This is a genomic window from Aureivirga marina (assembly GCF_015767265.1).
Lineage (GTDB): Bacteria > Bacteroidota > Bacteroidia > Flavobacteriales > Flavobacteriaceae > Aureivirga > Aureivirga marina.
Genome location: NZ_JADPIB010000007.1, coordinates 122,191 through 135,473 on the forward strand (window position 1 = coordinate 122,191; position 13,283 = coordinate 135,473).

Genomic DNA, 13,283 nt, shown 5'->3' on the forward strand with positions numbered 1-13,283 from the left:
ATGAAAGTAGGATTTTTTTTTGAATTATGGCTTAGGGATTGAAACGGCATCCTTTTGCTGCTTGCAGATTTGCAGCAAAAGATATAGTGGAAAGCCCGACTTTTTCTATGAGTTTTGCGAAAGAGAAAAAGGAAGCTCCAAATAAAAATTGAAAGGAAATTAAAATACTTCTATTATTTTTTCGTTACTTTGTATAACAAACTACTGGGTTATGCTAAATAAATTCTTTTTATGGTGTTCTGGTGTAGATACAGAATTGCTCGAAAAATGTCCGAAGTCAGAAAAAATAAAATATTTTGGAATAGGTGGAACGGTCTTGTTTACTGCTATTATGGCAAGTATTTCTGGAGGTTTTTCATTATTTACGGTTTTTAAAAATTTATATGTTTCCATAGGATTTGGGGTTTTATGGGGATTATTAATTTTTAATTTAGATCGATTTATTGTTTCTACATTAAAAAAACAAAATTCAAAATGGAAAGAATTTACACAGATTTTACCAAGAATAGTTTTAGCCGTTGTAATTGCAATTGTGATTGCAAAACCATTAGAATTAAAATTATTTGAGAAAGAAATAAATCAGATTTTACAAGAAGAAGAAAATCAAAAAGTTTTACAACAAAAAGATATTATCGGACAACAATTTACGGAAGATATTAAGGAAAATAATGCGAAAATAGATTTATTAAAAGCTGAAATTTCGACGAAAAAAGCCGAAGTAGATTCACTTTATACAACATATATTACAGAAGCAGAAGGAAAAGCAGGGACGGGAAAATTAGGAAAAGGACCAGTATATAAAGAGAAAAGAGAAAAGCATGATTTTGCACAAAATGAATTGACATTATTGCAAAAAATAAATTCAGATAAGATTTTAGCTTTAGAAGAAGCAAATAAGAATTATAAATTATTGCAAACAGAAAAAGAAGCAGCTGCATTGGCAGTTTTAAAAGAATCCGATGGTTTGTTACGAAGAATTAAAGCGATGGGAAAATTGGATTTTTTACCACAATTTTTCATAATGTTGCTTTTTATTATTGTAGAAACAGCTCCAATTATTACAAAATTTTTAACACCAAAAGGAATTTATGACTATCATTTTCAGAATGAAGAATCACATGTGAAAAATTGGGCGGAACAAGAAGAAACGAAATTAGATCAGATGTTGAAATCTGCGAATCATATTAATAAAGTTGTGCATGAAAATGTTCGAAAAAATGAAGAATTGATTCGATATAAAACAGGGAAAGAATTAGAAGTTCAGAAATCACAAACAGAAGCATATTTACAAAAGCAAGGACAAGTATTTAAAATTTAATAGAAATAATTAAAAATACCAAACCCAATAATTAGAACACCACTTCCAATATTGATAAACTTTAAGATGGTTGGATTTGAAATTTTATTTAAATAATGTCCGCTTAAAAAAGCATAAGCAGTCATGGCGATTAAGGCAGCTATAGAAGAAGCGAGACCAAGTTGAAAAGATTCTTGAACATTCATAACATTTAATTCTTTTGCAAAAGAAAAATATGCTACAAAGCTTAAAGGATTAATTACAGCAAGTAAAAATGCACCAAGAACAGGATGCATTGTTCTTTTTTTACATTTAACATACGAACTAAGAATATTTGTTTTAATGGCTTTATAGGCAATCATAGAACCAAAAACAATAAGAATTGCAGAACTGACAATGTCTAAAATATCTTCATCCAAAGAAAGAGAATCTTCAAAAACTAAATTGATTGAATATGCAGCAAAAGTCATGGTGAAATTTGCAACCCAAACGCCTAAACATCCTAATAATGCTTTTTTTAAACCACCATTTAATCCGTAATTTATGATTAAAATTGCAACTGGACCAATGACAATAGAAACCATAAAAGCAAACATAAAAGCCTTTACCATATTCTTTAAAAGTTTAGAAAGTTGATCTGTTATTTTAAAGTTAAAGAATATTTTAATTGATAATCAGGTGTTTATGAAAATTAAGTTTATTTTAATATTTAGTGTTCTCCATAATTAATTCCGTCTAATTTCCCTTTAAAAATTCTGTATTGTACAAAAACATAAATCATTACTAGAATTACTCCAAAAATCCACCAATAACTTCCGATTATTAATCCATATTCTGGAGCTGCACTATTGTAAATTGTCAATGGTTCGTGAATTGTATTAGAAGAAGGTAAAATTTCAGGAAACATTGCGATTGCTGTTGAGAAAAAAGAAGCGATGATAAATAAAGAAGAATAAATAAAACCTGTACTTTCTTTTTTAAAGCTTTTAACTCTAAAAAGCATTAGCATACTGATTAAACTAATTAAAGGAATAATCCACAAAATAGGATTTTTATTAAAATTGTCAAATGGATTTTCTCTAACATAATGCCAAGTGATAATTCCAATAATAGTTAAAAAAACAACGCCAGAATTCCAATAAAGAATATAATTTTTTAGATTTTCTTTAAAAGAACAATTTGTTTTAAAAATAAGCCAATTTGCACCGTGAATAGTTATAATTAAAAGAGAAATTAAACCTAATAAAAGTGTAAACCAATCAATAATTCCAAGAGATTCAGCATGTGGATTTAAAGTACTATTCCAAAGAGGAAGGAAAAAATAACTTTCATCATATTTTGCAACACCGTCAATGACACCACCAAGATTTACGCCGCGAACAACATTTCCAAGAGCCAATCCAAAAAAAAGCGCGAGTAATAAACTAGAAACACCAAAAGCAGTATCCCAGATTTTATACCAAAGAACATTTTTAACTTGACCACGAAATTCCAATCCAATTGCTCTAAAAATCAAAAGCCAAAGAATCATGATTAATGGAAGATAAAAGCCACTAAAAGAAGAAGCGTAAACAAGTGGAAAAGCAAAGAATAGAACACCTCCAGAAGCGATTAGCCAAACTTCATTTGCATCCCAAAAAGGACCAATAGCATTTTTCAGAATTTTTTTGTCTTTTTCATTTTTTGCAAAGAACAAATGAATAATTCCAACACCAAAATCATAACCATCTAAGACAACATAAATGGCAAGCATACTAAGTAAAACGATATACCAAAATAATTCCATAGTGATTTGATTTTAATTTGTGATTTTTTCTTGTTTTAATTCTTTGTAAACTATTTTTCCAACAAGCACTAAAAACAGCATTCCTAATAAAAGATATAAACCTATAAATCCGAGAAGAGTAAAAAGTGTATTTCCTGAAGAAACAGTTGGAGAAGTTCCATGTTGTGTTTCTAAAAGATTATAAACAAGCCAAGGTTGACGGCCTAATTCGGCTGTATACCAACCAGCAGTATTTGCGATATAAGGAAAAGGCATGGAAAGAATTAAAATCCAAAGAAGCCATTTTCGATTTGGTAATTTCTTTTTCCAAAGATTTAAAAAAGAAAGAAACATTATAAGAATAAAAATGGTTCCAAGACCGACCATAATATGATATGCATAATAAAGTCCAGGAACATTTGTTGGCCAAAGTTTTTTATCATATTCATTTAATCCTTTGACTTCAGTTTCGAAGTTTTTATAAGTTAAGAAACTAAGAATTCCAGGAACTTTAATAACGTTATCAAGCTTTTGTTCTTGCATATTTGGTTGCCCAATTAACACAATAGAAGCACTTTGTTCTGTTTCAAAAACACCTTCCATTGCAGCAAAAGTAATTGGTTGATATTTGACAACATTTTTTGCAACCATATCACCTGTAGGAACTGCAACTATAATTGTTGCAACAATTCCAAATTGTACGCCCATTCTAAGAAAGATTCTACCTAAAGAATGATTTTTGTTTTGAAGAACATAGAAAGCGCCAATTCCAGCAACAACAAAAGACGAGGTAACCAAAGAAGCCATTTGATTGTGTAGATATGCAGGAAGTAGCCAAGGATTTGTAAAAAGAGCAGAGAAGTTATTCAAAACAAATTTTCCATTTTCTAAAATTTCATAGCCTACAGGATGTTGCATCCAAGCGTTTGTTGCAATGATAAACCATCCGCTGAGCCAAGAACCAAGAAAAACTAGAAATCCAGTAAGAAAATGTAGTTTTTGTCCAAGTAATTTTTCACCAAAAAGAAATAAACCAAGAAAAGAAGATTCTAGAAAGAATGAAAACATACCTTCCATGGCTAAAGTTTGCCCGATAACGCTCCCTGTTAATTCAGAAAATCTAGCCCAATTAGTTCCAAATTGAAATTCCATTGGAATTCCTGTAATAACACCCATTACAAAGTTCAGAGCGAAAATTTTCATCCAGAAATGTGCGGCTTTATTGTAATTTTCTTTTTTAGTTAAAAGAAATTTCCCTTTAAAAAAAACAATGATTAATGATAAACCCATTGTTAATTGTGGAAACAAATAATGGAAAGTGATTGTAAATGCAAATTGCATACGATCATAAAAAATCATATCCTCCATAATGAAAAGTTTTAATATGATGATTTTTATGCCTTTTATAGAGAGTAGAAATGGAGGAGTTGAAAAGAAAAAGAGCATAAAAAAATACTATCACTAAGATAAGTAATAGTATTTTATATTTAAAACTATTTTTTTGAAAATTAGCTGCTTACTTTTCCAACAGCACAACTCACAAAAGATTTCGTTTTGTGAACGAATGTATTTTCCATTCCTTCTGCTGGATAACCGATTTGTGCTAATTTTTCCTTTACAGAGTTTAAAATTTCATCATTAGAAACATCTACAGAAACTTCTGAAGTTTCTACATTTACTTCTACATTTGAAACTCCGTCTAATTCATTTATTTTTTTGATGATTGAATTTGCACAACCACCACATTTTAAATTATTTATTTTAATAGTTTGCGTCATTTTATTTTTCGATTTTATAATTTTTGCTTTTCCAAGCTAAAAACCCTCCATCTACATTATAAATCTTTGTATAACCAGCTTTTTTCAACATTTTTGCTGCTTTCATACTTCTTGCTCCACTTCTACAATATAAATAAAGAGGTTCATCTTTCTTATATTGTGTTTCCATTTCTTTTACGAAATTATCATCAAAAACGTTAATGTTTTTTGCACCAGTAACGTGACCTTCTTTAAATTCTTCAGGAGTACGAACATCCACAATTTGGATATCTTCCTCTTGATCTTTTTTTAATTGTTCAGGAGTAATATCAACGATCACTTTTTGAACTTCTTGATTATTTGAACTTTTAGAACTAGAAGTATTACAGCTTGTCAAGGCTAATCCAATTACAAAAATCCAAAAGTATTTAAGGGCTTTCATTTATTAGTTAGTATTTGTTAATTATTAAGTTCTTACATTGTTGAAGGACAAACAAAATCAGAAGTTTTTGCTCCACAAGCTTTAAGTGCCTTAAATCCACCTCGAACATCTGTAACATTCTTAATTCCTTTTGATTTCATAATTGAAGAAGCAATTAACGAACGATATCCACTTTGGCAATGCACAAAATAATTTCTGTTTTTGTCTAAATCATCAATAGTAGCATGAATAAAATCAAGAGGAAAGCTTGAAACTCCTAAAACATGTTCTGAATTAAATTCGTTTGGTTTTCTTACATCCATTGGAACTTCCATAGAATTATTTGTAAGATTTTCTTTGAATTCTTCCGCAGAAATAGAACCAATCTTATCTACTTCTAAACCTGCATCAATCCATGCTTGTAATCCTCTTTTTAAATATCCTAAAGAATGATCATAACCAACTCTTGAAAGTCTAGTTACAACTTCTTTCTCTCTTCCTTCTTCAGCTAAAAATATGATTTTTTGATCAATATCTTTAATTAAAGCTCCAATCCAAGGCGCAAATCCTCCGTCAATTCCAAAATACCAAGCTCCAGGAATAGTTCCTTCATCAGTATAAGCACTTTTTGAACGAGTATCAATTACTAAAACATCATCCTGATTTGCTAAATCATTAAATTCTTTAACTGAAAGAGGAGTAGTTCCTTTATTAACGATTTCGTCAAACTCTGTATTCACTTGCTTGTTCATTTTTACATTGTTTGGGAAATATTGTGGAGGAGTTGTTAATCCATCTGTAACTTCTTTGATAAACTCTTCTTTTGTCATGTCTTCACGAAGAGCATAGTTTGTTTTCTTTTGATTTCCTAAAGTATCAAAAGTTTCTTTACTCATATTTTTTCCACAAGCAGAACCAGCTCCATGATTTGGATAAATAATAATATCATCTGGAAGAGTCATGATTTTATTACGAAGAGAATCAAATAAATGTCCTGCTAAATCTGCTTCTGATAAATCAGATTTTACAGCTAAATCAGGACGACCAACATCTCCGATAAATAAGCAATCTCCTGTGAAAACACAAGGCATTTTTTCTTCTTCGTCAATTAATAAATAAGAAGAAGATTCCATTGTATGACCAGGTGTATGTAAAAGTTTTATTTTTCCATTTCCGATTATAAATTCTTCATTATCTGTTCCTTGGTGTATTTCGTAATTTGGATTTGCATTTGGTCCAAAAACGATTGTAGCTCCAGTTTTTTTAGCTAAATCAACTTGACCAGAAACAAAATCTGCATGAAAATGTGTTAAAAAGATATATTTAATTTTCGCACCATCTTTCTCAGCCAAATCCAAATAAGGTTGAGTTTCCCTTAAAGGATCAATAATTGCGGCTTCTCCATTCGATTCTATATAGTATGCCATTTCAGCTAGGCATCCTGTAAATATTTGTTGAACTTTCATGTAATTTTAATTTTTATTGATACGCGTTTGTTTACAAATTTATGTGTTTGTTTTCTTTCAAAAGCTAATAATTGTCATTTTTTTATGCCACAAAAAATATGCTAAGTATTTGATTGATTTAAATATATATCATATTTCTGATGATAATCTGAATTCTTTTTTTCAAAATATTCAACAGCATTATGAATAGATAAAAAACAATTTTCCTTTCCAATAATATCCAAAATTCCACTTCTGTGTAACGCATCACGAACTGGACCTTTTAGATTTGTAAAATATAATTTGATATTTTTTGCTTTATAAAACTTAACACTTTCACCAAGCATTTCTATAGCAGAACTGTCTATGGCATTAATACTTTCAGCATTTAAAATTATAACTTCTAATTGTTTTCCCTTCTGTTTTACCATGTGTTTTAATTTCTCTTTGAAATATGTTGTATTTGCGAAATACAATTCTGCATCAAAACGGAAAATCAAAATTCTTGGATCAACTTTTAAATTATCAAATCGGTGAATATTTCTATAAAATTGTGTGTTTTCAACCTGACCTAAAATTGCCATATGAGGTTTTGAAGATCGATAAATAACAACTAATAAAGAAAGAGCAACACCTGTTCCAATTCCTTCTTTAATTCCAACAAAAAGTGTCATCAAAAAAGTAACGATTAACATCCAAAAGTCAATTTTATTACTTTTCCATAAATATTTGAATTCACTAATCTTAATTAAATTAAAAACAGCAACGATAATTATTGCTGCAAGAATCGTTTTTGGTAAATGATAAAATAAAGGAGTTAAAAATAATAAAGTAATAAGAACAATTCCAGCAGAAATTAAAGCTGCAATTCCTGTTTTTGCTCCCATTTCTTGATTTACAGCAGATCTTGAAAAACTTGCTGTAGATGGATATGAATGAAATAAAGAACCAACCATATTTCCAAGTCCAAGTGCAATTAATTCTTGATTTGGATGAATTCGATATTCATTTTGTTTACATTCCAAAGACTTTCCAATAGAAATCATTTCTAAAAAACCAACCATTGCTAGTGTAAATGCAATTGGAAGTAAATCTCCCATCATTTCCATTTTAATATCTGGAACTGTAAAACTTGGTAATCCTGTTGGAATATCTTTTACAATTTCAACTGTAGAAAAATAAGTAGCTCCAAATTTCATGGTTAAAATTCCCAAAATCACCACTAAAATTGCACTAGGAATTTTTTTATTAATCTTTTTTAAAATTTTAATAAAAAGAATTGCAATTCCTCCAATTAGAAATGCATGCCAGTTAATTGTGTCAATATGATTCCAAATATCAACAACTAATTCATGAAATTGGTTACTTCTAGAAACATCAATTCCAAGGAGGTTTTTAAATTGATTAAAGCCAATAATTAAAGCAGCAGCAGCAGTAAATCCAGTGATTACAGGTTTGGATAGAAAATTGACGATAAATCCCATTTTTAGAATTCCCATCAAAAACTGAAAAGCTCCAACGAGCAGCGCAAGGAGAATTGCGATTGCAATATAATTTTCAGTTCCTGCAACTGCAATTGTTGAAACTCCAGCAGCTACAATTAGGGAGTCCATTGCAACAGGTCCAGTAGAAACTTGTCTAGAAGAACCAAAAATTGCATAAATAAATTGTGGGATTAAGGCAGTATATAATCCATAAATTGGTGGAATTCCAGCAATCAATGCATATGCAATTCCTTGTGGAATTAAAATAATACCAACAGTAATTCCGGCAGTTAAATCTCCTTTAAAAATATCTAAAGAATATTTAGGTAGCCAATCTAAAATGGGAATGTATTTTTTAAACTTCATTTTTTAGAAAAATAAATCACCCTGTTTTCCTTCTTTCGTTTTGCCTAAATGCTTATATGCAGCAGCTGTAATCTCTCTACCCCTAGGTGTTCTAACAATAAATCCTTTTTGTATTAAAAATGGTTCGTAAACCTCTTCAATTGTTTCTGCACTTTCTCCAACAGCTGTAGCAATTGTACTAATTCCTACTGGTCCGCCACCGAACTTATCGATAACAGTTGTCAAAATACGATTATCCATTTCGTCTAATCCGTGTGCATCTACATTTAATGCTTCAAGAGCAAATTTTGCAATTTCAATGTCAATTACACCATTTCCTTTAATTTGTGCAAAATCTCTTACTCTTCGTAATAAAGCGTTTGCAATACGAGGTGTTCCACGGCTTCTTCCAGCAATTTCTATTGCTGCTTCTAAAGAAATTTTTGAGTTTAAAATCATTGCACTTCTCTGAAGAATTGTTGCCAGAAGTTCTGTGCTATAATATTGAAGTCGACTACTAATTCCGAAACGAGCACGCATTGGAGCAGTTAATAATCCTGAACGTGTTGTAGCTCCAACAAGAGTAAACGGTTCTAAGAAAATTTGAACTGTTCGAGCATTTGGTCCAGATTCAATCATGATATCAATCTTAAAATCTTCCATTGCAGAGTATAAATATTCTTCTACAACAGGGCTTAAACGATGAATTTCATCAATGAATAAAACATCACGACTATCTAAATTAGTTAATAAACCAGCCAAATCACCAGGTTTGTCAAGAACAGGACCAGAAGTTATTTTAATACCAACACCAAGTTCATTTGCCAAAATATTAGCTAATGTAGTTTTTCCTAATCCTGGAGGACCATGAAATAAAGTGTGATCTAAAGCTTCTCCTCGTAAATTTGCAGCTTGTACAAAGATTTTTAAGTTTTCAAGAGCTTGTTCTTGCCCAGTAAAATCACTGAACGATAGAGGTCTCAATTTTTTTTCGACATCCATTTCTTCGTTAGAAAAATGGTCTTTATTCGGATTCAAATTCTCATTCATAAAACAAAGATACAGAGAATAGGAAGATTTTGGAGTATTAAAGAGCCAAAAAAAGAGGTTGAATTACAACCTCCATACTCTTTTTCAATATGAAGCAAAGTTTCCCCTGTTTGAGTAAAATAAAGTCATAAAATAAATTTTGATGATTTAAATTTTACAAGAAAATTCACTTGCGAGGTGAAGATAATAAAGGTTTTTCATATAAAATGCTTTTTTAGTAAAATTAACTTTTAAGAAAATTGTTTAATTTTTACGTTAAAATTAGTTTATGAATGAATAAATATTAGAGTAGTGTTGTTCAAGTATTTGTAAATCAATAAAATATTTATATGCTATTTATTTAACTTATAAAAAAATGAAAGTATATTTTTATTGTATTAAAAAAATATATTTAATAAATATTTAACAAATGAATCTAAAAATGGAATTATGAAAAAAGTGTTTAGATATATAAAAATCTAAACACTTCTTAAAATATTATTGATGTAATAAATCGTCTTTTAAATAAAGAAATTCCATACCAATCCAAATCTGAAACTGAAATCTCTGTAAGGATAATTTGGAGCATTAAAATAATCTCTTCCTGTAAAACTTGCAGTGAAATTTTCTAAAATTAAGAAGATTCGAGTTCTTCTAATTTGGCCACTTACAAAAAAGTCAAAAATTGGAAAGTTTCCTATTTTTTCAGCGTTTTGAATTGAAAACTCACTTAATAAAGGATTGTAAGCATTTGCATTATATTCTGTAAAATAGCGGAAAGTTACACCTGTTTGAAGTAATAAAGGATCTCCTTTAAAAACATAATCTGTAAAATAAAGAGAGTTTCTTGTTAAAAGTTCTGGAACTCTAAAAACTTCCTGTCCATCTAAGACATTTTGATACATTACTGTATTTGTCAAAGAAAATTTACCAACTTTAAAAGTATTTTCTGCTTTAATTTTTAAATAATTTATAGTTCCAGAATATTGAGAAGCTTGTGTTTGTTCTGCATCATTGAAATAAGCATAATTATCAATAGAAGTATAATCCGCAGAAATATCAATCCATTTTGTATCTAAATTGAAATTTCCATTTCGATAGATTTCATTTTTAAAATCATTAAACCAATTATAAGCAACGTAAGAACTTTGATTTAAAAGGAAATTAAAATTTGGCGTTCTTGAAGTTTCAGAAACTTCTAATTTCATGAAAAATTTATCTTTTTCTCCAATACTTGCATTTGCCATATAACGATGTCCAGTTAAATCTCCTGCGACAACTTGATTTACATCTGCATTTAGATGAAATTTCTTAATATTTGCATGCCATTCCGCTCCGATAGAAGTTGCATTTCCATCAATTTGAGCTGGGATTCTTTGGCTGTCTAAAAATACGACACTTTTATATGCATGTTCGTATGTATAATATTGTGCTTTCCCTTTTAAAGTTCCTAATAAATATGGAGATTCGAAATTGATATAAGCTTCATTCAACATAGTTTTGTTAGAAACTCGATCGTTTACAACACTTTTAAAAGATTCTCCAAAAATCTGATTGGCTGTTTCTTGAGAAAAATCATAATGTTTAGTTTCATAAGTAAAAGCGTGTCCTATACTAATTTGATTTTGTTTTTGAATGGAATCATTTTCTTTTAAGAAATTATATTCATGATCAAAATAATAGCGTTTTCCGATATAAAAATTAGTTGCATCAGTATAATTTACATCTAAACGTTCACGATTGTTAAATTCTGTATTTCCAGATTTAAAATTAGCTAAAGATTCCGCAGTTAATCCTCCATTCTCATTATTACTAAAATCTTGAGAAGTATAATGTCCACGTATTTTATATTTTTTATTTTTAGTTTGGTAATTAAAAGTTGCAATAAAATTACCGTGACTACTCAATTGATTACGATATTTTCCAAGAGATCTCAATCCATTGTATTGAACAGAAAAATTAAATTGCCTTGAAGTATTCATCGTTAAAAATGAGTTCAAAACTTGTCCTTGTGTAAAAGCATTTTTATATAATATTTCTGAAGTAGGAGTGGGAACATAATAATAATGCACATTTTCTACATTAAAATATTCGAAAGTTTTTGCTGTTGCTCCCATGTTTGGGATCCAACTTTCATTTCGAAAATTATATCCTAAACGTGTATAAGTTTGACCGATATTATTAAAAGCCAACAATTCAAAATTGTCTTTTCTTCTAGGATTATATTTATAAACTTTTTTTATTGTTAGCGTAGTGTCAATGTAGGTAGTATCGTTATCATAAGAGATAACTTTATAATCTGTATAATTTGTTTTTCCACTTAAATCGACTGATAATTCTCCTTTTCTTACATTATCGTTTACATTTCTATTATTCAAGTTCCCACCAGAAAATTGTGCGAAACTTTTCATAGAAAGAAGAATCAGAAATATGGTTATAAAATGTTTTTTCATAATTAAATTTATCTCACAAAAATAATCAATTTACAATACAACATCTAAAACAACTTTTAAAGTTTTTTCTTATGTCAAAATTGCGCAAAGACGTTAATATTTTAATAAAAAAATCCACACTCAAAAAGAATGTGGATTGCGCTTTATAAAAGGATAATCTAATTTATTTTTGGTTTAAACCATTTTTAAATAGTTCAATTCTTGTTGTGATAAATGTCTCCATTTACCTCTTGGAATGTCTTTTTTAGTTAATCCAGCAAAGGAAACTCTATCTAATTTTGTAACTGTATAACCAAAATGTTCGAAAATTCTACGAACAATTCTGTTTCTTCCTGAATGAATTTCTAATCCAATTTCATTTTTCTTTTGTCCTTCGATAAAAGAAATTTCATCTACAATTACTCTTCTTCCGTCCAAATCAAAACCAGCTGCGATTTTTTCTAAATCTTTTAAAGCTAATTTTTTGTCTAAAGTTGCATGGTAAATTTTACGAACTTTATGTTTTGGATGTGTAAGTTTTTTTGCCATTTCACCATCATTAGTGAAAAGTAAAAGTCCTGTTGTATTTCTATCCAACCTTCCAACAGGATAAATGCGTTCTTTTGCTGCATTACGAACCAAATCCATTACTGTTTTACGACCTCTTTCATCTTCCATTGTCGTAATGTAATTTTTTGGTTTGTTTAATAAAACATAACGTTTTGTTTCAGGATTTAGAAGTGTTCCATCAAAACGAACTTCATCTGTTGGCTGAACTTTATATCCCATTTCTGTGATTACTTTCCCATTTACAGTAACACTACCAGCGTGAATATATTTGTCTGCCTCACGACGAGAACAAATTCCTGAGTTTGAAATGTATTTATTTAAACGGATTCCATCATTTTCTTTTTTGATTTTAACCGTTTTTTTTACATCTTTTTCAAACCTTCTTTCGTTTCTTCCAGAAAATTTGTTTGTACCAGATTGATTTCTTGGATTAAATTTTCCATTTCCACTTCTTGAATTTGAATTTCTCGAAGTTGATGATTTTCTTCCTCCTGCTTGGTGTCGTCCTCTCGACGAGTTTCTATTTGCATTCATCGTTTAAAAATTTTTGCAAAATTACATTAAATCTTCTGAATATTAATAAACTAAACCTCTAATATTTTAATAAATAAAGTATTGATTTTGAAATGTACGGAATTTTTAAAGATTCTTTTTTGTGAAATTTAAAAAAAGAGATATTACTTTTTATCAAAATAATAAAATAATGCAATAGGATTCTGGTGTTATTTTTAACTTAAA

11 protein-coding genes are annotated in these 13,283 nt (G+C 29.3%); 1 reads left to right on the top strand and 10 read right to left on the bottom strand.

The features are described from left to right. The first annotated feature begins 211 nt into the window (after positions 1-211). A complete protein-coding gene (locus I1A51_RS14505; RefSeq protein WP_196895141.1) occupies positions 212-1,318 on the top strand; it encodes a DUF4407 domain-containing protein in 1,107 nt (368 codons plus the stop codon). Here the strand turns inward: I1A51_RS14505 and I1A51_RS14510 are convergent. The 10 genes from I1A51_RS14510 to I1A51_RS14555 form a co-directional block, all read right to left on the bottom strand. Beyond that, positions 1,315-1,908, bottom strand: a complete 594-nt coding sequence (locus I1A51_RS14510) for a LysE family translocator (protein WP_196895143.1) — start codon at positions 1,906-1,908, stop codon at positions 1,315-1,317. The genes I1A51_RS14505 and I1A51_RS14510 overlap by 4 nt on opposite strands. Positions 1,909-2,006: 98 nt before the next feature. Then, a complete protein-coding gene (gene cydB, locus I1A51_RS14515; RefSeq protein WP_196895145.1) occupies positions 2,007-3,083 on the bottom strand; it encodes a cytochrome d ubiquinol oxidase subunit II in 1,077 nt (358 codons plus the stop codon). Positions 3,084-3,095: 12 nt separating this feature from the next. Next, positions 3,096-4,430 (bottom strand): cytochrome ubiquinol oxidase subunit I, encoded by a 1,335-nt coding sequence (locus I1A51_RS14520; RefSeq protein ID WP_196895147.1) that lies wholly within the window; start codon positions 4,428-4,430, stop codon positions 3,096-3,098. Positions 4,431-4,570: 140 nt separating this feature from the next. Continuing rightward, entirely contained in the window at positions 4,571-4,840 is a 270-nt protein-coding gene (locus I1A51_RS14525) for a heavy-metal-associated domain-containing protein (protein WP_196895149.1), read from the bottom strand. Between the two features lies 1 nt (position 4,841). Then, entirely contained in the window at positions 4,842-5,261 is a 420-nt protein-coding gene (locus I1A51_RS14530; RefSeq protein WP_196895151.1) for a rhodanese-like domain-containing protein, read from the bottom strand. A 32-nt stretch (positions 5,262-5,293) separates the two neighbouring features. Further along, positions 5,294-6,706, bottom strand: coding sequence for an MBL fold metallo-hydrolase (locus tag I1A51_RS14535; protein ID WP_196895153.1), 1,413 nt, complete (start codon positions 6,704-6,706; stop codon positions 5,294-5,296). A 101-nt stretch (positions 6,707-6,807) separates the two neighbouring features. Further along, positions 6,808-8,535, bottom strand: a complete 1,728-nt coding sequence (locus I1A51_RS14540) for a SulP family inorganic anion transporter (protein ID WP_196895155.1) — start codon at positions 8,533-8,535, stop codon at positions 6,808-6,810. 3 nt (positions 8,536-8,538) lie between these two features. Then, positions 8,539-9,564, bottom strand: coding sequence for a Holliday junction branch migration DNA helicase RuvB (ruvB, locus tag I1A51_RS14545; protein WP_196895157.1), 1,026 nt, complete (start codon positions 9,562-9,564; stop codon positions 8,539-8,541). A gap of 500 nt (positions 9,565-10,064) precedes the next feature. Next, on the bottom strand, positions 10,065-11,954 hold the full coding sequence (locus tag I1A51_RS14550) for a putative porin (RefSeq protein WP_196895158.1): 1,890 nt from the start codon (positions 11,952-11,954) through the stop codon (positions 10,065-10,067). A 216-nt stretch (positions 11,955-12,170) separates the two neighbouring features. Further along, a complete protein-coding gene (locus I1A51_RS14555; protein ID WP_196895160.1) occupies positions 12,171-13,079 on the bottom strand; it encodes a pseudouridine synthase in 909 nt (302 codons plus the stop codon). Positions 13,080-13,283: the final 204 nt, after the last annotated feature.

Bases quoted from the DNA above. Each gene is read 5' to 3' on its own strand.
- I1A51_RS14505 (WP_196895141.1), top strand. From the start codon at position 212: ATGCTAAATAAATTCTTTTTATGGTGTTCTGGTGTAGATACAGAATTG.
- I1A51_RS14510 (WP_196895143.1), bottom strand. From the start codon at position 1,908: ATGGTAAAGGCTTTTATGTTTGCTTTTATGGTTTCTATTGTCATTGGT.
- cydB (WP_196895145.1), bottom strand. From the start codon at position 3,083: ATGGAATTATTTTGGTATATCGTTTTACTTAGTATGCTTGCCATTTAT.
- I1A51_RS14520 (WP_196895147.1), bottom strand. From the start codon at position 4,430: ATGGAGGATATGATTTTTTATGATCGTATGCAATTTGCATTTACAATC.
- I1A51_RS14525 (WP_196895149.1), bottom strand. From the start codon at position 4,840: ATGACGCAAACTATTAAAATAAATAATTTAAAATGTGGTGGTTGTGCA.
- I1A51_RS14530 (WP_196895151.1), bottom strand. From the start codon at position 5,261: ATGAAAGCCCTTAAATACTTTTGGATTTTTGTAATTGGATTAGCCTTG.
- I1A51_RS14535 (WP_196895153.1), bottom strand. From the start codon at position 6,706: ATGAAAGTTCAACAAATATTTACAGGATGCCTAGCTGAAATGGCATAC.
- I1A51_RS14540 (WP_196895155.1), bottom strand. From the start codon at position 8,535: ATGAAGTTTAAAAAATACATTCCCATTTTAGATTGGCTACCTAAATAT.
- ruvB (WP_196895157.1), bottom strand. From the start codon at position 9,564: ATGAATGAGAATTTGAATCCGAATAAAGACCATTTTTCTAACGAAGAA.
- I1A51_RS14550 (WP_196895158.1), bottom strand. From the start codon at position 11,954: ATGAAAAGTTTCGCACAATTTTCTGGTGGGAACTTGAATAATAGAAAT.
- I1A51_RS14555 (WP_196895160.1), bottom strand. From the start codon at position 13,079: ATGAATGCAAATAGAAACTCGTCGAGAGGACGACACCAAGCAGGAGGA.